Genomic DNA, 20,422 nt, shown 5'->3' on the forward strand with positions numbered 1-20,422 from the left:
CAGCAGGCCCCCGCCGCCGCGCCCAAGCCCGTGCCGCCTCCCGAAGGCGCCAGCGTCCTCTCCGGCACCCTGGCCGACTTCACCGCCGCGTGTGACGCGGACCTCGAGCGCACCCGCGCGCAGGTGTCCGCCATCAAGGCGCTGGACGCGCGCAAGGACGGCCAGGCCGTGCTCGCCGCCTATGACGAGGCCCTGGGCTCGCTGCTCGCCGCGGCCAACCGCTCCAGCCTCGCGCGCGAGGTGCATCCGGAGGCGGCCTTCCGCGACGCCGCGCGCGAGTGCGAGCAGCGCGTGGACTCCGCCAACGTGGCGCTGTCCCAGGACCGAGGCGTCTATGACGTGCTGGCCGCGGTGGACCTGTCCAGCGCGGACGCGGCGACCCGCTACTGGATGGACCGCGCGCTGCTCGACTTCCGCCGCGCCGGCGTGGACCGCGACGACGCCACCCGCGCCAAGGTGAAGTCGCTCAACGAGGAGCTGCTCAAGCTGGGGCAGCAGTTCAGCAAGAACATCGCCGAGGACGTCCGCAAGGTGACCTTCAAGCCCGCCGAGCTGGACGGCCTGCCGGAGGACTACCGCAAGGCGCACCCGCCGGGAGCGGACGGGCTGGTGGTCATCACCACCAACTACCCGGACTATTTCCCCTTCATGACGTACGCGAAGAACGCGAAGGCGCGCGAGAAGCTGTGGCGCACCTACCGGCAGCGCGCGTACCCGGCCAACCAGGACGTGCTGGCGCAGCTCATCGCCAAGCGCCACGAGCTGGCCACGCTGCTGGGCTACGCGAACTGGGCCGCGTACACCACCGAGACGAAGATGACGCGCACGCAGCAGGCGGCCGCGGACTTCATCGACCGGCTGGGCGTTGCCACCGAGGCCCGCGCGAAGCAGGAGTACGCGCAGCTCCTGGCGCGCAAGCAGAAGGACGTCAAGGGAGCCAAGGTGCTGGAGCCCTGGGACCAGGACTTCTACGAAGACCGGCTGCGCGCGGAGCGCTTCAGCTTCGACTCGCAGGCGGTCCGGCCCTACTTCGAGTACAGCCGGGTGAAGGCGGGGGTGATGGACATCACCTCGCGCATCTGGGGCATCACCTACAAGCCGGTGAAGGACGCCCGGGTGTGGCAGCAGGAGGTGGAGACCTACGACGTGTTCGACGGCGACACGCTGCTGGGCCGCATCTACCTGGACATGCACCCGCGTGACGACAAGTACAAGCACGCGGCGCAGTTCGACCTCGTCGCGGGCCAGGCCGGCAAGCGCTACCCGGAGGCCTCGCTGGTGTGCAACTTCGCGCGCCCCGGCGAGCTGATGACGCACGACGAGGTGGAGACCTTCTTCCACGAGTTCGGCCACCTGCTGCACGCCATCTTCGGCGGGCACCTGAAGTGGGCGGGCATCGCGGGCACCCGCGTGGAGTGGGACTTCGTGGAGACGCCGTCCATGCTGCTCCAGCAGTGGGCGGGCAACCCGGAGGTGCTGAAGGAGTTCGCGAAGCACCACGAGACGAACCAGCCCATCCCCGCGGAGATGGTGGAGAAGCTCCGCGCGTCGAAGGAGTTCGGCCAGGGCCTGTGGGCGCGGCGGCAGCTGTTCCTGTCCGCGGTGAGCCTGGACTATTACTCCCGCGAGCCGGGCTTCGACACGACCGAGGCCCTGGCTGCCCTGCAGACCCGGCTCAGCCCCTTCAAGCACGAGCACCGTGACGGCACGCACTTCGAGGTGGCCTTCGGGCACCTGGATGGCTACTCGGCGGCCTACTACACGTACCTCTGGTCCTCCGTCATCGCGAAGGACCTGGAGACCGAGTTCCAGAAGAAGGGCTTCCTCGACCGGGAGACGGCGATGAAGTACCGCCGCACCGTGCTGGAGCCCGGCGGCTCCAAGCCCGCCGCCGAGCTGGTGAAGGACTTCCTCGGGCGCGAGTACGGCTTCGACGCGTACCGCGCGTACCTCGACGCGAAGTAAAGAGCCCGCGGCATCCACGCGAACGCAGCTTGCACGCCGCAGGCTGCGTTCGTCCGCGGTTCCTTCGCCGGGAACTTCGCTACCCATTCGCGCCAATCTCTTCCCAGCGCGCTTCCGGGTAGCCAACGCCATCCTGCCCCCTGAAACAACGGAGGGGTCCACCAGGCTACGCGCCTGGGTGGAGAGCGCATTGCTACGGCTTCAGCTGTCCCGGCTTCGGATGGGGCAGTGTGGAGGGGGGTAGCCGACGTGACACCCATGCATCGACGAAGAGGGGGCTGGCTCTTCCTTGCGGGCGCAAGTCTCGCCCTGCTGGTGACCAGCTGCACCGATGACGGCCCGATGGCTCGGGTCAAACCCGACGAGGAGGTGCCAGGAGAACCAGGTCCACCGGGGCAGCCCCCGGTGGCAGGCGAGTGCGAGAACGCGCCCCGGAATCCGGGACGCGTCACGCTTCACCGTCTCAACCGCGCGGAATACAACGCCACCGTGCGGGACCTGCTGGGAGACACCACCCAGCCGGCCCAGGACTTCCCTATCGACGACCACGGCTACGGCTTCGACAACATCGCCGACGTGCTCTCGCTGTCGCCGCTGTTGATGGAGAAGTACTCCGCCGCGGCGGAGCGGCTGGTGAATGACGCCTGGACGCGCGGCGTCTTCAACTCCTGCGCGCTGGACCCGCTCAATCCCGCGCCGTGCGCGCACGAAATCCTCTCCAACTTCGCCCGCCGCGCCTGGCGCCGGCCGGTGCAGCAGGAAGAGGTCGACAAGCTGATGACCTTCGTCAACCTGTCGAGCCAGCACGCGGACCCGCCCGAGGTGGGCGTGAAGCTGGCCCTGCGCTCGGTGCTCGTCTCACCGCACTTCCTCTTCCGGGTGGAGAAGAACGCGCCGCCAGGAAGCACCGAACCGTACACGCTCGACAACTTCGAGCTGGCCAGCAGGCTCTCCTACTTCCTGTGGAGCAGCATGCCGGACGACGCGCTGTTCGCCGCCGCCGAAGCGGGCAAGCTGAGCGACCCCGCGGAGGTGGAGGCCCAGGTGCGGCGCATGCTCGCGGACCCGAAGGCACGCGCGCTGGTGGAGAACTTCGCCGGCCAGTGGCTCTTCACCCGCGCGCTGGGCACCGCCGTGCCGGACGGCACGCTCTATGGCGCGTTCAACGAGGAGCTGCGCGCCGCCATGCGCACGGAGACGGAGCTCTTCTTCGCGGAGTTCATCTCCAGCGACCTCAAGCTGAAGGACCTCATCGACGCGCCGTTCACCTACGTGAACGACCAACTGGCCGCCCACTACGGCCTGCCATTGCCCGGCAGCCCCACGCACAAGCGCGTGGACCTCACGGGCCACCCGGAGCGCAGCGGCATCTTCGGCAAGGGCTCGCTGCTCACCGTCACGTCCAACCCGGACCGCACCTCACCGGTGCAGCGCGGCGTCTGGGTGTTGGAGCAGCTGCTGTGCTCGGCGCCGCCGCCGCCGCCGCCGAACGTGGAGAACCTGCCGCCGCCCATCACGCCGGACATGACGATGAAGGAGCGCATGGCGCTCCACCGCAGCGCGCCGGCGTGCCAGGGCTGCCACCGGCTGATGGACCCGCTGGGGCTGGCGATGGAGAACTTCGACCCCATTGGCCGCTGGCGCCTCCAGGAGGTGAGCGGCGCGCCCGTGGACGCCACGGGTGACCTGCCCGACGGCGCCATCCTCAACGGGGTGCGCGACATGCAGACCTACCTGAAGGAGGACCCGAAGCTGACCAACTGCATCACCGAGCACATGCTCACCTATGCCACGGGCCGTGGCCTGGACGAGGCCGACCACTGCGCGGTGAAGGATGTCGCCGAAAAGGCCGAGGCCCGCGGTGGGCGGCTCGTCGACTACATCCTCAGCATCGTCTCGAGCAGCCACTTCACGCAGCGTGGCGCCGAGGAGGAGCAGACGCCATGAGCAAGAAATTCAGACTCTCGCGACGGACCGTCTTGCGGGGAACGGGGGCGCTGATGGCGCTGCCCCTGTTGGAGCAGATGCTTCCCCGCAACGCGCATGGCGCGCCGGGCACCGTGCCCCGCAGATTGGCCGTCTTCTACACGCCCAATGGCATCCACATGCAGAAGTGGACGCCCACGATAGAGGGCCCCGCGTGGGAGCTGACGCCCACGCTGGAGCCCCTGGCCGCGGTGAAGAACGACCTGCTGGTCCTCACCGGCCTGGCGAACAGGCCTGCCTTCCCGGATGGTGACGGGCACCATGCCGCCGCCACCGGCGCGTTCCTGTCCTGCGCCAAGGTGTACAAGACGGAGGGCACCAACATCCGCGTGGGCATCTCCATGGACCAGGTCATCGCCAACCACATGACGGCGACGCGGGCCACCCGCTATGGGTCCATGGAGCTGGGCATCGACGCGGGCCGCGGCATCGGAAACTGCGACTCCGGCTACGCGTGCCCATATGCCAACAACATCGCGTGGGCGGGGCCTCGGACACCGGTGGCCAAGGAGACCAACGCGCAGGCCGCGTTCAACCGGCTCTTCGCGGGCGGCATCCCCGGAGAGACGCAGGCACAAATCGAGAAGCGGCGCGCTTACGGCAAGAGCATCATCGACGTCGTGCGCGATGACGCCACCGCGCTGAAGGGCCGGCTGGGCACCTCGGACCTGCAGAAGCTGGATGAGTACTTCACCAGCGTGCGGGAGTTGGAGAAGCGGGTGGAGGACGTGTCCGTCCCATCCATGACCTGCGCCACGGGAGCCGCTCCCATCGTGTCCGAGGACCCGACGGAGAAGACCAAGGCGATGATGGACCTCATCATCCTCGCCTTCCAGTGTGACCTCACCCGGGTGGCCACCTTCATGCTGGCCAACGCGCGCGCCAACAAGGTCTACCCCTTCCTGGGGCTCAGCGGCGCACACCACACGTACTCGCACCACCAGAAGTCGCAGTCCAACTACAACGCGCTCGCCACCATCGACAAATGGGAGGTGACGCTCCTCCAGTACCTGCTGGAGCGCATGAAGTCGGTCATCGAGGCCAACGGCCTGTCGATGCTCGACAACTCGATGGTCTACTTCTCCAGCGAAATCGGCGACGGGGACTCTCACAACCACGTCAACCTGCCCATCATCCTGGCGGGCAAGGGCGGCGGCGCGCTCACGCCGGGCCGGCACATCGTCTACCAGGAGGACCCGCTGGCCAACCTGTACATCTACCTGATGCAGGCCATGGGCGTGCCCAACATCACCACCTTCGGTGACGACGGGACGGGCCCCCTGCCGGGCCTTGTGTAGCGCCGGCGTTCCCGTGCGCGGCGGAGCATGCGAGCGGGCGGCCCACCGCACGCGATGCCCCGCCGCGCACGCTTCACATGCATGAGCGGGCGTCCTGGCGCATCATCCCCCTCATGCCTTCCTTCTCCCGCGCCTTCCACTGGTCCGCCTTGCTCCTGCTGCCGCCGCTGCTCGGCTGCGGGAGCGGAGGCACCCCACAGGTGCGGCGACAGAACGCCACCTCCCGGCAGGCCGTGGCCACCCGGCAGCCCGTTGCGTCCGCGAAGCCGAAGGAGCCACGCGCGGCCCTTCCCGATGCGAAGGACTTCTCCCAGGACATGGTGGCCGCGCACAACCTGGCGCGCTCCCGGGCCCAGCCCGCACCCAAGCCCGCGCTGCCGCCGCTGGCCTGGTCCACCCAGGCCGAGCGCAAGGCCGCGTCCTGGGCGAAAGCCTGCAAGTTCGAGCACAACCCGGACCGGGGCGACTTCGGGGAGAACCTCGCCGCCGCCACGCCCGGCGCGTGGACCACGTCCCAGGTGGTGAAGAGCTGGGCGGACGAAGCCGCAGACTACGACTACCGGCGCAACACCTGCCAGAAGGGCAAGGTGTGCGGGCACTACACGCAGGTGGTGTGGCGCAAGACGACGGCCGTGGGGTGCGCCACGGTGATGTGCAACAAGAACTCACCGTTCGGCGCGCAGTTCCCTACCTGGCAGCTCTGGGTGTGCAACTACGCACCGCCGGGCAACTGGGTGGGTCAGCGGCCCTACTGACCGCGCCCCACGGGGCCGGGGTGTCCCGGGTGCCGGACACTCACGCAGCGGGAGGTGACGGCCCTCCGCCTGGCGGCGGATAATCCCCCCATGCTCCGCCCCACGCCCCGCCATCTTCGACCGCTTGGCCTGCTCATCCCCCTGCTCCTCACCGGCTGTGGCTCCGACACACCCGGAGAGGAGGACGGCGACACCGAGCCGCTGGTCATGACGCAGTTCGACCGCGACATGCTGGCCGCGCACAACGCCGCGCGGAGGAACGTGTCGCCCGCGGCCTCCCCCGCGCTGGAGGACCTGACGTGGGACGAGCAGGCGACGCGCACAGCGAAGGCCTACGCCGCGAAGTGCCAGTTCTCGCACAACCCGAATCGCGGCAACCTGGGGGAGAACCTCACCGCGGCATCGTCCAGCGCCATGGGCGCCCAGGGCGTGGTGCAGGGCTGGGTGGACGAGGCCGCCCACTACGACCACGCCGCCAACACCTGCGCGAGCGGCAAGGTCTGCGGCCACTACACCCAGGTGGTGTGGCGCAACACGCGGGCCCTGGGCTGCGCCGTCCAGGAGTGCACGACGAACTCGCCCTTCGGTTCCCAGTTCCCCAATTGGACGTTCTGGGTGTGCAACTACGCGCCGCCGGGCAACTACGTGGGCCAGCGCCCCTACTGACGCAGGTGCTGGTCCAGGAAGGCCGCCACCTGCTGCCAGGCACCCGCGGCGGCCTGCGCGTCGTAGCGCTCACTCGACGGGTTGGCGAAGGCGTGCTCCGCTTCGAACTCCAGGATGTAGTGCCGCACGCCCGCATCATCCAAGGCCTGCCGGAAGGCCTGCACCGTCTCCAGGGGGATGGACGGGTCCTTCGTGCCGAAGATGCCCAGCACCGGCGCGCGGATGGCGGCGAGCTCCCGCGCCTCCGTCACCGGGTTGCCGTAGTAGAGGACCGCCGCGTCCAGCTCCGGCATGGCCATGGCCGCCCGCAGTGACCAGCCGCCCCCGAAGCACCAGCCGATGGTGCCCGTGCGCGGCGCCTGCACCCGCGCGTCCTGCTGCAGGAAGGTGTGCGCGGCCGTCAGCATCGCCTGTGCGCGCGCCGGGTCCACGGCCTTCAGCAGCGCCAGCGCCTCATCCCGCGTGGTGGCCACCTTGCCGCCATACAGGTCCACCGCCAGCGCGGCGTAGCCCTCCGCGGCCAGCCGGTCCGTCCAGTGGCGGATGTGGTCATTGAGCCCCCACCACTCATGGATGACGATGACGGCGGGCAGCGGCCCCTGGGCGCCCTGGGGCAAGCTCAGGTAGGCCTTCGTGCCGGCCACCTCCACCTCCTGGCCCTTGAGCACTGGCGGCGCGTCCTCGCGCAGCGTGTGCAGCGCCTTGAACTCCGACTCGGAGACAGCGCCCGTGGCGGACGGCTCGCGGAGCACTTCCCGGGCGCGGCCCTGGACACAAGCGCTCAGCAGCAGCGCTCCCATCATCAACAGCAGGCCCTGGCGCATGATGTGTCGACCTCCGTGGGTTGGCCCGTCCCCGAGGCGGAGACGCTGGCGGCTGTTGGACTACCCCGAGGCAGCGCCCCTCCGCCACTCCGGTGCCCGCGAACGCGAAGAGGGCTGGGAGGGAAGAATCCCCCGCCAGCCCCCTGGGCGTCCTGCGTGAAGACGGTGACTACTTCTTCTCGGCCGCGGAGGGCTTGCCCGCCGGCGGCGTGCCGCCCATGGCCGGCATCTCCGGCGGCTTGACGATCTCCAGCAGCTCCACCTCGAACACCAGGGCAGCGCCACCCGGGATGTTCGGCGGCGCGCCGCGGTCACCGTAGGCGATGTCGGACGGGCACACGAGCTTGGCCTTGCCGCCCACTTTCATCTTCTGCACGCCCTCGGTCCAGCACTTGATGACGCCCTGGAGCGGGAACTGCGTGGGCTCGCCACGCTTGTGCGAGCTGTCGAACTCGGTGCCGTCCGGCAGTGTGCCGCGGTAGTGCACCTTCACGATGTCCGATGCCTGGGGCGACGCGCCCGTACCGGCGGTCAGCTCCTTGTAGATGAGGCCGGACTCCGTCTTCTGGGCGCCCTCTTCCTTCGAGGCCGTCTCCAGGAACGCCTTCGCCTTCTCCTTCTCAGCCTCCGCCTTGCGGGTGCTGCGCGCGCGCGCCAGCTCCTGCAGCTTCGGGCCGTACGTCTCCAGCTCCACCGCGGGCTTGTCGCCCTTCACCTGCGCGGTGATGCCCGCCTTGACGTACTCCAGCTCCTCGGGAGTCATGTCGAACACGCTCACGCTGCGGCCAATGGACAGGCCGAGCGCGTACAGCGTCTTCTGGTCCTCCGTCTGCGGATTCGCGCTCGCGCCGGGCGCCGTCGCCGTCGCCGCCGGCGTCGAATCCGTCTTGCCCTGCTGCTGGCAGCCCGCCAGCACCAGCATTCCCGCGACCAGCCACGTCTTCTGCATGTCGTTGCCCTTCCTTGCTTTTTAGAGCGGCAGTGAGACATCGCCGCAGTCAGTTCTGAGGGGCGACTTACTACAGAAATGGCCTGACTTCCGGTTCGACGGCGCTCCAGAAGCATCCCCGTTCCTGAGCGACACCCCGCCCGCCCCCAGGGCGACCTCGTGTCCTTTCCAGAAGGTGGGGTTTTTCATTACCCCTTTCACCCGGCGTCAGCCTCGCCCGCCTCCAGGTAGCCCAGCAGCGGCGCCAGCACGGGCGTGATGCGCTTGTAGGCCGCGGTGTCCGCGGGCACGGTGCGCAGCACGCGGGCCAGCCGCTGCCGCCGACCGGGCGCTTCCACTTCCGAGGCCACCGGGGCCACGTAGGTGTGGATGGTGAAGAGGATGGCGCGCGTGCGGGGCAGCCGGGTGAGCGTCTGACGCTCCAGGCGGAGGAAGCAGCGCTCGCCCGCATTGTCCGGGGTGATGCCGTCGAACAAGTGCCGCCACTCCGGCAGCGTGCGCGGCTCCAGGTCCAGCCGCTCCGTGACGCTGATGGCCCAGTTGCAGCGCGTGACGGGGCGCCCGGGCTTCAGGCCCTCCATCAACTTCAGCGTGGAGGGCCCCAGCTTCGCGTTGAACTGGGGCACCGGCTCGTGGACGGCCAGCAGCGACCGGCCCATTTTGTCCCCCAAGCACCACCCGGAAGGGAAACACAACTGGCCCGCCACCAGCGGGAAACCCTCATGCGTGCCGTCCAGCAGCAGCAGGTCCTCCTGAACCTGCCGGCCAAACCAGTCCAGCGGCGCCAGCGGCAGGCTCGCCGCGTCCCCCGGCCTGAGGTGCGTCCGCGTGCCCAGCAGGCGGTTGTGCCAGCACCAGCGCGTGCCCTCCACCTCCAGCGAGAAGTGCTCCGGCGATTGACGCGCCATGGCAGGCAGCAGCACCGTCAACGTCTCCCACTGGAGTTCCTCTGTTCCGGGCCCTCCCTGGAAGCGCTCGGCGTGCCCCGCCGTCAGCAGCGCCGCCTTCAATGCCACTTCGTCCACATAGCGCGACGCGTCTACTTCAATGAGTGTCTCTTCGGGCCTCAGCGCACGCACGCCCAGCGACATTGAAAAGACATCCTGTTCGAAGGGGAAGTAAGGCAGCACCGCGTCGACCTCTCATGAAGGATTGGAGCAATTTATCAATCGCGTTGCAGAACGCATCGCGTCACGGAAGGGTGGCTGTTTTTTGATGTCTCACCCTTGAGGTTGTTCATCTTCACAGGGAGGATTCGCATTCCGGGCCGCGCCCTGGAGCCTCGTGCTCAGAAGCCAGAAGGCGCAGCACTTCCACAGGAGATACCTGATGCATCCTCTGCCGCCGTCGCGCGCGCCCCGTGCCGTGCTTCTTGCCCTCGTGGGCCTGATTGTCCTTCCCGCCTGTTCGGACGACGGCGATGACCGTCCGGACGCGGGCCAGCCGGACTCTGGCATGCCCGCGGACGCAGGCAGCGACGCGGGCAGTGACGCAGGCAGTGACGCGGGCACCCCGGACGCCGGCGGCTCCATGGCCTGGCCGCAGGAATTCTCCTGCGAAGGCAAGGAGCAGACCGAGCTGACGTTCAACCCGGGCCAGGAGCAGGACCTCCAGGACGCGGTGAACGCGCTGGACGACTGCACCACCATCAACCTGGGCGCGGGCACCTTCCAGTTCGACAACGCCATCACCATCCGCGCCAACGGCATCACCGTCAAGGGCGCGGGCAAGGGCGCCCAGGGCGAGGCCACCGGCGGCGAGTCCAGCACCGTGCTGGACTTCACGCACGCGGCGGCGAACACCAACGGCTTCGACGTGGTGAGCAAGCTCTTCACGGTGAGCGACCTGACCGTCTGGAACGCGAAGAAGGATGGCCTGCGCATCGAGTCCTCCTTCAACGTGAACATCCAGCGCATCCGCACCGAGTGGGCCCAGGAGAACCAGGAGAGCAACGGCAAGTACGGCATCTACCCCGTGAAATCATCGTACGTCCTCGTCGAGGACTGTGAGGCGTACAACGCCGCCGACGCGGGTATCTACGTCGGTCAGACGCAGCACACCATCGTCCGGCGGAACGTGGCGAAGAAGAACGTGGCGGGCATCGAAATCGAGAACACGAAGTACGCCCACGTCACGAACAACGTCGCCGAGGACAACACCACGGGCCTGGTCGTGTTCGACCTGCCGGGCAACCCCATCCGGGGCACGGACATCTACGTCGCCCACAACACCATCACCGGGAACAACCGCCCCAACTTCGCCTCCGTGGAGGCCAGCAGCAGCACCGTGTCCCAGGTCCCGGCCGGCACCGGCACCTTCATCCTGGCCTCACGCCGGGTGGAGATGGAGCACAACACGTGGGGCAACAACAACACGGTGGACATCGCCATCCTCAGCGGTCTGGCCATCGAGCCCGACCCCGTCAAGTGGGCGGCCGGCTTCTTCAACTTCCCCAGCCAGGACATCTCCATCCACGACAACACCTTCACCGGTGGCAGCGGCCGAATGGTGGACAACGGCACGCCGGACGCGGAGCGCCGTCCGCTGGGCGCGCTGGTGGGCGCCGTCTACCAGTACGGCGCCGCGGCCCACGGCGTGACGGGCGTGGAGCACGTGCTGTGGGACGGCGTCGACCCGGCGCCTCGCGATGAGAGCCTGGCCAACCCCATCAACATCTGCTTCACTCGCAACACGCTGCCAGAGGGCACGCAGGCCTCGGTGGTGGACTTCGACCTGCAGGCCGTCGGTGGCCACCTCTCGGCGGGCCCCACTCCCGAAAACGCGGCCGCCGCCTGGGGAGAGACGCGCCGCTATGCCCAGGGCGCCGAGCCCTACAACTGTTCGGGCTTCACCCCGGCCCTGACCATCCGCTGAGACATCGTGAAGAACGGACGCATGTACAGGCCGTTCATCCCAGGACTGGGCCTCGCCGCGATGCTGGTGACCGCGGCGCTGGCCTCGTGCTCGGGTGACGAGGACGGCGTGACGCCGACCCCGGACGGCGGAGGCGGCTCCATCGTCGACTCCGGGCTTCCGCCCGAGGACAGCGGCACCCCGGACGCGGGCACGGGTGACGCGGGCGAGGACGCCGGCACCCCAGAGGACGCGGGGACGAACGAGGACGCGGGGACGCCAGACGCCGGGCCTGCGTTTCCGCCCAATACCCTGTCGGGCTTCGGCCTCTTCACCGGGACACCCGCGACAGGTGGGCTCCAGCCGGTGGAGGGGAACATCCCCTATGCGCTGACCACGCCGCTCTTCTCCGACTACTCGGTGAAGTCGCGCACGCTGTACATCCCGCCGGACGCGCAGGCCGGGTACTCGGCCAACGACGTGCTGGACCTGCCGGTGGGCACCATCATCACCAAGACGTTCTCCTTCCCCGCGGACCTCCGCGTCCCGGAAGAGAACGTGCGCGCCATCGAGACGCGCGTGCTGGTGCACAGGCCCGGAGGCTGGGAGGCCTTTCCCTACTTCTGGAACGAGGCCCAGACGGAGGCCACGCTGGCCAACGGCGGCCGCGTCGTCCGCGGCGTGAGCTTCATTGGCGAGGACGGCGTGCAGCGGACGCTGGACTACCTGGTGCCCAGCAAGAACCAGTGCCTGAAGTGCCACCATCTCCAGGACGCACAGGAGAACCAGGTGCTGCTGCCCATTGGCGTGAAGGCCCGCTACCTCAACCAGGACCATGACTATGGCGACGGGCCCATCAACCAGCTTCAGCACCTGGCCAACCTGGGCCGGCTGACGGGGCTGCCCCCGGTCGACCAGATTCCCCGCGCGCCGAACGCGTTCAACGAGGAGGACGGCACGCTGGAGCGGCGCGCACGCGCCTACCTGGACATCAACTGCGCGCATTGCCACAACCCCAAGGGGACGGCGGGCACCACCAGCCGGCTGTTCCTCAACGTGGACAACACGGAGGAGTTCACGTTGGGCGTGTGCAAGCGGCCGGGCTCCGCGGGCGGTGGCGTGGGCGGTGAGTTCGACATCGTCCCCGGCGACCATTCGGTGTCCATCCTCTGGTACCGCCTGCACACCGAGGAGTCGGGAAAGATGATGCCGGAGCTGGGCCGCGTGCTTCGCCACGACCAGGGCTCACGACTCATCGCCGACTGGATTGACGCCATGCCGGCGCGGGCCTGCAAGTAGGTCCTCGGTCAGACGAGCGGCCCCTCCGTGCCCGGTGCGCGGAGGGGCTTCTCGTTTCCGATGCGTGACGTCCGCGCCGCGTGACAGGGCGCGCGCGTGCCGCATAATCGCGGGGACATGTCCCTGCCCATGCTGCTCCGGGCCGCGGGGGTCGCCGCCGCGCTCGCCCTGCTCGCCGCCTGCCGCATCGAGTCCGCCGCGCCCGCGGCCGGGCCCACGCTGGCGCGCGAGGGCACGCCCTCCGGAGACGTCTGGGTCTACACATCCATGTACCGGCACGTCCTGGACGCGCTGGAGCCGCTGCTGAAGGCGCGGCTCCCCGACGTCCGGGTGCATTGGTATCAGGCGGGCAGTGAGAAGGTGGCCAGTCGGCTGGAGGCGGAGCGCGCCGCCGGGGCCATCCGCGCGGACCTGCTGGCCACGTCGGACCCGTTCCTCTACGAGCGGTTGGCCCGTGAAGGCGCCCTGCTCCGCTACGCCTCGCCCAACGTGCTCCGGGTGCCCCGCGCCCTGGTGGACCTGGACGCGCGCTACGCGGCCCTGCGCCTGTCCACCATGGTCCTGGTGCACCGGCAGGACGGGCCACCGCCGCCCCCCTCCTTCGCGGCGCTCGCGGAAGGTCCGTGGACGGGACGCGTGGCGATTGGAGATCCGCTGACGTCGGGCACCGCCTTCACCTGGGCCGTGTTCTGCGACGCGAAGTACGGCGAGTCCTTCTTCCCCGGGCTGCGCCAGCGAGGCGCCATCGTCGCGGGAGGCAACGCGGCGGTGCTCCAGAAGGTGGAGAGCGGCGAGGCGGATGCGGGCGTGCTTCTCCTGGAGAACGCGCTCGCGGCCCAGGCCCGCGGCAGTCCCATCCAGGTGGTGTGGCCCACCGATGGCGCCGTCGTCATTCCCGGCCCCGCGGCCCTCTTCGCGACGACGCCCAACCCCGTCGCGGCGAAGGCGGTGGTGGACGTGCTGCTGTCGCCCGAAGGCCAGCGCATCATCGTGGAGAAGGGAGACATGCACGCGGTGGACCCCAGGCTCGCGGGCCCTCGGGGAGAGGCCGGTGTCTCGGAGTTGCTGGAGCGCGCGCGCCCATGGACGCCCGAGCTGCTCGAGCGCGGGCTCACACAGGGCGGCGCCGTGAAGGAGCGCTTCCGCCAGGCCTTCTCACAATGAGCGCGGCGGCCCCCAAATCCCAGTGGCTGGGGCTCGGCCTGTGGTTGGTGCCGGTGCTCTGCTTCTCCGTGTTTCCGGTGGCCGCGCTGCTCTGGCGAGGCCTGGGGCCCGCCGGGACGGGCGGACTGGACTGGCTGCTCGCCGAAAGTGGCGCGCTGGGGAACACGCTGCTCATCGCCACGGGCGCGGCGGTGCTGGCCTTCGTCCTGGGAGCGCCACTGGCGCTGGTGCTGCAACGCACCGACCTGCCCCTGCGCGGGGCCTTCACGGTGCTGTTCACCCTGCCCTCCGCCGTGCCCGCGTTCATCTGGGGCATGGGCTGGCTGTCGCTCGCGAGCCCTCGAGCGGGGTACCTCAACCGGCTGCTCGGCGATGACACCTTCGACATCTACGGCCCCGCGGGCATCGCCTTCGTGGAGGGCGTGTCGGGCCTCCCGCTGGTGCTGCTGGCGGGCGCGGCGGCCCTGCGGCGCGTGGACCCGGCGGTGGAGGAAGCCGCGCGCGTCTGCGGAGCGTCGACGTCCCGGGCGCTGCTGACGACGACGCTGCCGCTGGCGCTGCCCTCCCTGCTGTCGGGCGCGGTGATGGTGTTCCTCATGGCGGCCTCGTCCTTCGGCGTGCCGTACCTGCTGGGCGTGTCAGCCTCACCGCCCACGCGGGTGCTCACCACGCGCATCTATGAACTGGTGCTGATGGGCGGTGACGAGGGCCTGGCGCGCGCCGCGCAACTGGCGACATCGCTGCTGCTGCTCGCCCCCATGGCGATGCTGGTGACCTGGGCGCTGGGCCGGGCCGGCCGGGTCCGCCTCAGCGCGGGCAAGGGACTGTCGTCCCGTCCCTTCCCGCTGGGACGCGCACGCGGGCTCGTCCTGGGCGCGGTGAGCATGACGGCCGCGGTGCTGGTGCTGCTCCCGCTGGGAGCCATCCTCCTCACGTCGCTCCAGCGCAGCTTCGGCGCGGCGCTGACCTGGGAGACGTTGACGCTGACGCACTGGGCGGGTGTGTTGCTGGAGCCGCGCACGCTGCACGCCACGGGGCGCAGCGTCCTGCTGGCGGCGGGCGCGGGTGTCCTGGTGTGTGGGCTGGGGCTCGCGGCGGCGGTGCTGCGACGCGGGCTGCGCCGCCTGGGCACGGGCGTGGAGGCGCTGGCGGTATGGCCCTACGCGGTGCCGGGGACGGTGCTGGCCCTGGCGCTGCTGCTCGCGTTCTCCCGGGACTTGCGCTTCATCCTGCTGGACCGCGTCGCCTTCGTGCTCGCGCTGGCACACACGCCGTGGCTGCTGCTCATCGCCTACGTGGCGAAGTACCTCGCGCTGGGCGCGCGCAACAGCGAGGAGGCGCTCGCGCAACTGGACGCCTCGCTCACCGAGGCCGCGCGCGTCAGTGGTGCCAGCCCCTGGCGCGCGTTCGTGGATGCGCCCCTGCCCCTGCTGCGGCCGGCGCTCACCGCGGCCTTCGTCCTGGCGTTCCTCGCCTGTGCGACGGAAATCACGATGTCCGTCCTGCTCGTTCCCGCGGGAACCGAGGTGCTCGGGACGCTGCTGTTCGAGCTCCAGAGCTACGCGGACCCCGCCGCCGCCGCGGTGCTGGCATGTGCCTTCATCGCGCTGGTGGTGGTGGGGCAGGCGCTGCTCGCGCTGCTGACCCGGCGGCCCTTGGACACGCGGTGATGGCGGAGGTGTCCGACATCGCCAGGGAGCCGGCGGCTTCCTGGCGATGCCTTCAGGACCTGCTCGCCATTACATGCACGCGCAGTACGTGCCCCGGATGCAGTGCCCGAATCCCTCGCCACAGAAGTGGTCACAGTCCGAGTTGCGCTCACAGATGGACTGTGTGAACTCAGGAGCGTTGGCCTCGGCCGTGGACGGCATGAACGCCATTCCGAAACCCGCCGCCAGTCCCACACCCAGCGCCATCAGCATCGCAATTCCATTCTTCTTCATCGCGTGACTCCTTTCGGGGAGCCTCCAGCCTAACTCCAGACTCAGACACGAGGCAGCCAATCCACACGCCGCGTGCTTCCGCGACGCAACAGCAGACTTCCTGACACACAGCGACATGGTGTTTCGGACACGGCCTCGAAGCACCGTCGCGCCAAAACCGAGGGACTCACGGCAAACGGCGGCGGCCAGGGTAGACTCCGTCACCGCCGCATGAGCAACTTTCGACGCGCCACTCGTGACGACAACACCGCGCTGCTCGACCTGTTCGGCACGGTGCCCATGCAGGGAGACCTGGTCCTCTCCGCACAGCGAGCGCCCGACTACTTCGGCCTCTACACCATGCAGCGCGGAGAGACGGAGGTCTGGGTCCACGGCGAGCACGGCCAGCTGGACGGCATGGGCGCCGTGCACGTGCGCGATGGCTGGCTGGAGGGCCGTCCGTGCCGGGTGGGCTACCTGGGAGACCTGCGCACCCGCTTCTCCGCGCGCCGGAACCGCGGCCTCGCGCGCTTCTACGGGCCCATGATTGAGGAGAGCGCCCAGCGCCTGGGCGTGGACACCTTCCTCACGGCCGTCATGGCCTCCAATGCCCCCGCGCTCCATGCGCTCGTGCGGCGGCGGCCCGGGCGCGTGAGCCAGCCGCACTACGCCCTGCTCCGTCGCTTCTCCGCTGTGTCCATCCAGTTCCTGCTCCGCCGCCGTCCCCGGCCAAGCGCCGTTACCGTGCGGCGCGCCACGCCCGCGGACGTCCCCGCTGTCTCGGCGTTGCTGGATGCCGACCACCGCGCGCGTCCTTTCGGCTACCGCTTCGACACGGGCGAGTTGGAGCACCGCCTCGCCCACTGGCCCGGACTGCGAATCGAAGACACCTATCTGGCCTTCGACGCGACCGGCGCGCTGGTGGGCTGCACCAGCGCCTGGAACCCGGAAGCCGTGAAGCGCTACCGCGTCCATGCCTACCGTGGAGGCATGCGCTGGGTGCGGTGGGGCTGGGACACGCTGGCCACCGCGCTCCGCGCGCCGCGCCTGCCCGCGCCGGGCAGCGACTTCCGCTACTTCTATCTCTGCAACACCAGCGTGCGCGGAGAAGACCCGGCCGTCTTCCGCGCGCTCGTGGAGCGGGTGTACGCGGACTTTCACGGCCAGGGCTTCCACTTCTTCACGCTGTACCAGGACGAACTGGACCCGCTGGCACCCGCGCTGAAGGGCTTCCTCCAGCGGCGCCTCGACTTCCACCTCTACGCCGTGACGCCCGCCTCACGTCCCCGGGACACCTTCCCCGCCGGGCGGACCGGCTTTGAAATCTGCCTGCCCTGACGCACTCACTCCGCTTGGAGCGTGAAGCGCCAGGGGACCTGCTCCAGGCCGGAAGCTCCGGCGAGAAACAGCGTATGGAGACCGCTCCGGCTCGCCACGAACCGTCCGTCCCGCAGATTCGCCAGGAGACCGCCAGGCGCGATGAGCGTCACGCGGAGCGCGCCAGCGTCCAGGCCCAGCCGGTACGCGCGCCCCTCCTCCAGCCAGACGGAGAACACGTCCGTGTCGACGGCCGACTGGACCACGCCGGACACCGAAGCCGGCAGCGCCAGCACCTGCGCATCCTCGCTGGAGTCCGGATGGTCATCGAAGGCCACCTCCTCCAGCGTCAGGGAGAAACCCTCCACGCCATTCAGGGGCTGGAACATCAGGGTGACCTGCCGGGCGTCCCTCGCGCTGAAGAGATGGCGGCCGCCCCCCAACCCCAGGATTCCCACGGCGCCTCGCGGGTTCAGGGACAGGTCGGCGAACGGCGCATAGGACGCAAGATAGATGGCACGTGCCTGGGTGTAGAAGGCGATGGCATCCGTGTCCTGAGGTGAGTCGAAGCGGCCCGTGATGGTGGTTCCCGGAGACATGAAAGTCGCCGTCTCTGGAGAGTCGCCGTGGTCATCCGTTCCCGCGTCCACCAGCGTCAGCACGAAGGAGTGCGCCCAGGGAGTCCCGCCTTGGATGCGAAGGGAGTAGGTGCCCCAGCGATTCATTCGGACCCGCAACTGGTCGGTCGTCGTGAGCGCCACGTTCGCGCCATCTTCGTCCACCACCTGGGCCGACCACCGCCCGGCCCCTTCCGTCCGCACCGTGTAGACATGCCCGGGCTCCCCCGTGAAGGAGAAGACATCCACGTCATCACGCGACTGAAGGGTGACCGCCACCGGGACACCCGGCGTCATGGGCGTGGCGGTCTCCTGTGTGTCGCCATGCTCATCGGGCCCCAGGTCCTCGAAGCGGCAGGCGGCATCCACCGGGAAGGTGCCTTGGTCGGCAGCCAGCATCAGGAGCCAGTCTCGCTCGGACGTCGCCTGCAGGCTCACCGTGAGCGGCTCCCCTGACGTGCCCTGCACCGCATCCATCAGCAAGCCGGTCGCGGACCGCAGCGTCAATTGAAGGAACGGGTTGGGAGCCTGCTCACAGATGAAGCGGTAGCCATGCCCCACCCGCGAGCGGAAGGTGAACGCATCCGCGTCAAAGGGCGAGGAGAGCCGCACGGGGAACGACGTGCCGGAGCCGGCCTCCACGACGGTGGCCTCCTCCAACGTATCGCCATGGTCGTCCACGCCCAGCGACTCCAGCTCGTACGTGTAGCGCCCGTGCGAGTCCCTGCTGGAGACCTCGAAGTACCAGGTGCCCTCGGAGAGCGTGGGGAACCACGACACCGTCGCCCCCTCGACAATGGAAGGCATGTCCTGCGCGTTCCCAGCCACATCCAGCAACCGCACCCGGCACTCCACCAGCGTCAGCCGCGTGCACGAGAAGCGATACAGGCCGCTCGCCTCCACGGTGACGGCGAACAAGTCCCTGTCCAGCATCGCCTCCCGCCAGCCCTTGTCGATGCGGCCCTCCTGGGGTGACATGGGGAGCGTCAGCACCGTCGCGCTGTCGGGCGAGCCCCCATGGTCATCCGGCTGCGTGAAGGCGGCGACCGAGCACGTCAGCCCCGCGGCCCGCTCCCACGGTCCGCAGCGGCACATGGGCTGCCCCGCGTTGGAGAAGCAGGTGCCCGCGGTGCACCGCAGCCCCGCGCAGGCCACCTCATCCCCGGGCAACTCCACGGTGTGGCACGAAGCCAGCCCCAGGACGAGGAGCAGGACCACCGGAAGCAGCCCCGGGGACCGGGCGGAACGCCGTGCATGGACCATGACGTTCCGCCCTCCCATTCAGACCACCCGGTGCTTCCAGGTTCCGCGCCGGAACAGGATGACGGCCACCAGCGCCATCACCGAGAACGCCACCGAGATGGAAAGGAATGCCCCCGGCGGCCCCAAACCCAGGGGTCCGGAGAGCACCCACGCCAGGGGCAGCTCCAACAGCCAGAAGCAACAGATGTTGAGCACGGTGGGCGTGGTGGTGTCCCCTGCTCCGTTGAAGGCCTGCGTCAACACCATGCCGAAAGCATAGAACAGGAAGCTGGCGCTCAGGATGCGCAGGGCGAGCACCGCTTCCTTCATGACCGCGGCGTCGTTCGTGAAGATGCCCACCACCGGATTGGCCGCGAGGACGAACAGCAGCCCCAGCGAGCCCAGGAAGACGGCGTTTATGCGCCCCGCCGTCCACACCGCGTGCTCGCCCCGCTCCGGCTTTCCCGCGCCCAGGCTCTGTCCCACCATGGTGGCCGCCGCGTTGCTCAGCCCCCACGAGGGCAGCAGCGCGAACAGCACGATTCGCAACGCGATGGTGTAGCCCGCCACCGCCGCGCTGCCGAACGTGGCCACGATGCGGGCCAGCACCACCCAGCTCGTCGTGCCCACCAACGCCTGGGCCGTGCCCGCGCCCGACATCCGCAGCATGGCCAGCATCGTCCCCGGTTCCAGGCGCAGGTGCTCGCGCCGCAGCCGCAGCCGACCGGAGCCCTGCGCCAACCGGTAGAGCTGGTACACCACGCCGCAGGAGCGCCCGAAGGTGGTGGCCACCGCGGCGCCCATGACGCCCAGCTCCGGGAAGGGCCCCACGCCGAAGATGAGGAGCGGCGCCAGCACGATGTTGATGGCGTTGGCCAGCCACAACACGCGCATGGCGATGGCCGCGTCCCCCGCGCCGCGGAAGATGGCGTTGATGAGGAACAGCAGCAGGACGCTGCCCATGCCGCCCAGCATCACCTGCGTATAGCGGATGCCGTGTTCCAGCACCCACGGCGAGCCGCCCATCAGCGCCATCAACGGCCGCGCGAAGTAGACGCCCGCCACCGACACCGGAATGGACAACACGACGCCCAGCCCCACCGCCTGCACCGCCGTGCGCGCGGCCCGCTCCGGGTCGCCTTCACCGATGCGGCGGGACACCAGCGCCGTGGCGCCGATGCTCAGCCCCGCGGCCGCCGCGTAGATGATGGTGAGCAGCGACTCCGTCAGTCCCACCGCCGCCACCGCGTCCGCCCCCAGCCGGCCGACGAAGAAGACGTCGACGACGGCGAAGACGGACTCCATCATCATCTCCAGCACCATCGGCACGGCGAGCAGGAAGATGGCGCTGCGAACTGGAAGCCGGGTGAGGTCCCTCTCGGTTCCGTGAATGGCTTCCTTCACCGAAGCCCAGAACCCCTGAGGCCCCTCTTCGGGCGGACCTCCTGCTTCCGCCGGAACGGGTTCGAACCCGACCGGGGATGACTCAGACATGCCTGCCTCCGTTGGCGCCCTTCTGTCAGGAAGGCCGAAAGAGGTCCAGGGACGCCACGCCCCACGACACC

Annotated in this window: 16 protein-coding genes; 10 read left to right on the forward strand and 6 right to left on the reverse strand. The window is 69.4% G+C overall.

Translation table 11 applies throughout. The annotated features are described in order from the left end of the window. The 5 genes from FMP39_RS09495 to FMP39_RS09515 all read left to right on the forward strand — a co-directional run. Nucleotides 1-1,965, forward strand: a 1,965-nt coding sequence (locus tag FMP39_RS09495) for a M3 family metallopeptidase (RefSeq protein WP_368667061.1), incomplete at its 5' end; no start/stop codon positions are given. A gap of 342 nt (nt 1,966-2,307) precedes the next feature. Then, entirely contained in the window at nt 2,308-3,912 is a 1,605-nt protein-coding gene (locus FMP39_RS09500) for a DUF1592 domain-containing protein (RefSeq protein WP_228557833.1), read from the forward strand. Beyond that, a complete protein-coding gene (locus FMP39_RS09505; RefSeq protein WP_141589631.1) occupies nt 3,909-5,249 on the forward strand; it encodes a DUF1552 domain-containing protein in 1,341 nt (446 codons plus the stop codon). The genes FMP39_RS09500 and FMP39_RS09505 overlap by 4 nt, the downstream gene beginning before the upstream one ends. A 77-nt stretch (nt 5,250-5,326) precedes the next feature. Further along, on the forward strand, nt 5,327-6,004 hold the full coding sequence (locus FMP39_RS09510; RefSeq protein WP_141589632.1) for a CAP domain-containing protein: 678 nt from the start codon (nt 5,327-5,329) through the stop codon (nt 6,002-6,004). A gap of 90 nt (nt 6,005-6,094) precedes the next feature. Beyond that, nucleotides 6,095-6,670 (forward strand): CAP domain-containing protein, encoded by a 576-nt coding sequence (locus tag FMP39_RS09515; protein ID WP_141589633.1) that lies wholly within the window; start codon nt 6,095-6,097, stop codon nt 6,668-6,670. Here FMP39_RS09515 and FMP39_RS09520 read toward each other — a convergent pair. From FMP39_RS09520 to FMP39_RS09530, 3 genes are all read right to left on the reverse strand, one after another. Next, entirely contained in the window at nt 6,664-7,494 is an 831-nt protein-coding gene (locus FMP39_RS09520) for a dienelactone hydrolase family protein (protein ID WP_141589634.1), read from the reverse strand. The genes FMP39_RS09515 and FMP39_RS09520 overlap by 7 nt on opposite strands. A 169-nt stretch (nt 7,495-7,663) precedes the next feature. Next, nucleotides 7,664-8,443 carry an FKBP-type peptidyl-prolyl cis-trans isomerase gene (locus FMP39_RS09525; protein ID WP_011557029.1) on the reverse strand — a complete coding sequence of 260 codons (780 nt, stop codon included), beginning with the start codon at nt 8,441-8,443 and terminating at the stop codon, nt 7,664-7,666. Nucleotides 8,444-8,640: 197 nt separating this feature from the next. Continuing rightward, nucleotides 8,641-9,573: a DUF3445 domain-containing protein gene (locus FMP39_RS09530; RefSeq protein WP_141589635.1), complete on the reverse strand. Its 933-nt coding sequence runs from the start codon at nt 9,571-9,573 to the stop codon at nt 8,641-8,643. 199 nt (nt 9,574-9,772) lie between these two features. Between FMP39_RS09530 and FMP39_RS09535 the strand changes: the two genes are divergently transcribed. The 4 genes from FMP39_RS09535 (at nt 9,773) to FMP39_RS09550 (ending at nt 15,429) form a co-directional block, all read left to right on the forward strand. Next, a complete protein-coding gene (locus tag FMP39_RS09535; RefSeq protein ID WP_194858317.1) occupies nt 9,773-11,317 on the forward strand; it encodes a parallel beta-helix domain-containing protein in 1,545 nt (514 codons plus the stop codon). Between the two features lie 21 nt (nt 11,318-11,338). Then, entirely contained in the window at nt 11,339-12,595 is a 1,257-nt protein-coding gene (locus FMP39_RS09540) for an SO2930 family diheme c-type cytochrome (RefSeq protein WP_228557834.1), read from the forward strand. Nucleotides 12,596-12,712: 117 nt separating this feature from the next. Next, nucleotides 12,713-13,759, forward strand: a complete 1,047-nt coding sequence (locus tag FMP39_RS09545) for an ABC transporter substrate-binding protein (RefSeq protein ID WP_141589638.1) — start codon at nt 12,713-12,715, stop codon at nt 13,757-13,759. Then, nucleotides 13,756-15,429 (forward strand): iron ABC transporter permease, encoded by a 1,674-nt coding sequence (locus tag FMP39_RS09550; protein WP_141589639.1) that lies wholly within the window; start codon nt 13,756-13,758, stop codon nt 15,427-15,429. The genes FMP39_RS09545 and FMP39_RS09550 overlap by 4 nt, the downstream gene beginning before the upstream one ends. A gap of 69 nt (nt 15,430-15,498) precedes the next feature. Here FMP39_RS09550 and FMP39_RS09555 read toward each other — a convergent pair whose 3' ends face one another. Then, a complete protein-coding gene (locus FMP39_RS09555) occupies nt 15,499-15,702 on the reverse strand; it encodes a hypothetical protein (protein WP_141589640.1) in 204 nt (67 codons plus the stop codon). 210 nt (nt 15,703-15,912) lie between these two features. Between FMP39_RS09555 and FMP39_RS09560 the strand changes: the two genes are divergently transcribed. Beyond that, nucleotides 15,913-17,019 carry a hypothetical protein gene (locus tag FMP39_RS09560; RefSeq protein ID WP_141589641.1) on the forward strand — a complete coding sequence of 369 codons (1,107 nt, stop codon included), beginning with the start codon at nt 15,913-15,915 and terminating at the stop codon, nt 17,017-17,019. A 5-nt stretch (nt 17,020-17,024) separates the two neighbouring features. On the opposite strand, the gene FMP39_RS09565 is transcribed toward FMP39_RS09560, so the two are convergent. Both FMP39_RS09565 and FMP39_RS09570 read right to left on the reverse strand, forming a co-directional pair. Beyond that, complete coding sequence (locus tag FMP39_RS09565; protein WP_228557835.1) at nt 17,025-18,878, reverse strand: hypothetical protein; 1,854 nt, start codon at nt 18,876-18,878, stop codon at nt 17,025-17,027. An 18-nt stretch (nt 18,879-18,896) separates the two neighbouring features. Continuing rightward, nucleotides 18,897-20,351, reverse strand: coding sequence for an MATE family efflux transporter (locus FMP39_RS09570; protein ID WP_141589643.1), 1,455 nt, complete (start codon nt 20,349-20,351; stop codon nt 18,897-18,899). Between the last annotated feature and the right edge of the window lie 71 nt (nt 20,352-20,422).

Origin of the sequence: Myxococcus sp. AB056, from assembly GCF_006547365.1 — a bacterium.
Taxonomy (GTDB): Bacteria; Myxococcota; Myxococcia; order Myxococcales; family Myxococcaceae; genus Myxococcus; species Myxococcus virescens.

Bases quoted from the DNA above. Each gene is read 5' to 3' on its own strand.
- FMP39_RS09560 (WP_141589641.1), top strand. From the start codon at position 15,913: ATGAGCAACTTTCGACGCGCCACTCGTGACGACAACACCGCGCTGCTC.
- FMP39_RS09550 (WP_141589639.1), top strand. From the start codon at position 13,756: ATGAGCGCGGCGGCCCCCAAATCCCAGTGGCTGGGGCTCGGCCTGTGG.
- FMP39_RS09525 (WP_011557029.1), bottom strand. From the start codon at position 8,443: ATGCAGAAGACGTGGCTGGTCGCGGGAATGCTGGTGCTGGCGGGCTGC.
- FMP39_RS09535 (WP_194858317.1), top strand. From the start codon at position 9,773: ATGCATCCTCTGCCGCCGTCGCGCGCGCCCCGTGCCGTGCTTCTTGCC.
- FMP39_RS09565 (WP_228557835.1), bottom strand. From the start codon at position 18,878: ATGGTCCATGCACGGCGTTCCGCCCGGTCCCCGGGGCTGCTTCCGGTG.
- FMP39_RS09500 (WP_228557833.1), top strand. From the start codon at position 2,308: ATGGCTCGGGTCAAACCCGACGAGGAGGTGCCAGGAGAACCAGGTCCA.
- FMP39_RS09545 (WP_141589638.1), top strand. From the start codon at position 12,713: ATGTCCCTGCCCATGCTGCTCCGGGCCGCGGGGGTCGCCGCCGCGCTC.
- FMP39_RS09540 (WP_228557834.1), top strand. From the start codon at position 11,339: ATGTACAGGCCGTTCATCCCAGGACTGGGCCTCGCCGCGATGCTGGTG.
- FMP39_RS09555 (WP_141589640.1), bottom strand. From the start codon at position 15,702: ATGAAGAAGAATGGAATTGCGATGCTGATGGCGCTGGGTGTGGGACTG.
- FMP39_RS09515 (WP_141589633.1), top strand. From the start codon at position 6,095: ATGCTCCGCCCCACGCCCCGCCATCTTCGACCGCTTGGCCTGCTCATC.
- FMP39_RS09520 (WP_141589634.1), bottom strand. From the start codon at position 7,494: ATGCGCCAGGGCCTGCTGTTGATGATGGGAGCGCTGCTGCTGAGCGCT.
- FMP39_RS09570 (WP_141589643.1), bottom strand. From the start codon at position 20,351: ATGTCTGAGTCATCCCCGGTCGGGTTCGAACCCGTTCCGGCGGAAGCA.
- FMP39_RS09505 (WP_141589631.1), top strand. From the start codon at position 3,909: ATGAGCAAGAAATTCAGACTCTCGCGACGGACCGTCTTGCGGGGAACG.
- FMP39_RS09510 (WP_141589632.1), top strand. From the start codon at position 5,327: ATGCATGAGCGGGCGTCCTGGCGCATCATCCCCCTCATGCCTTCCTTC.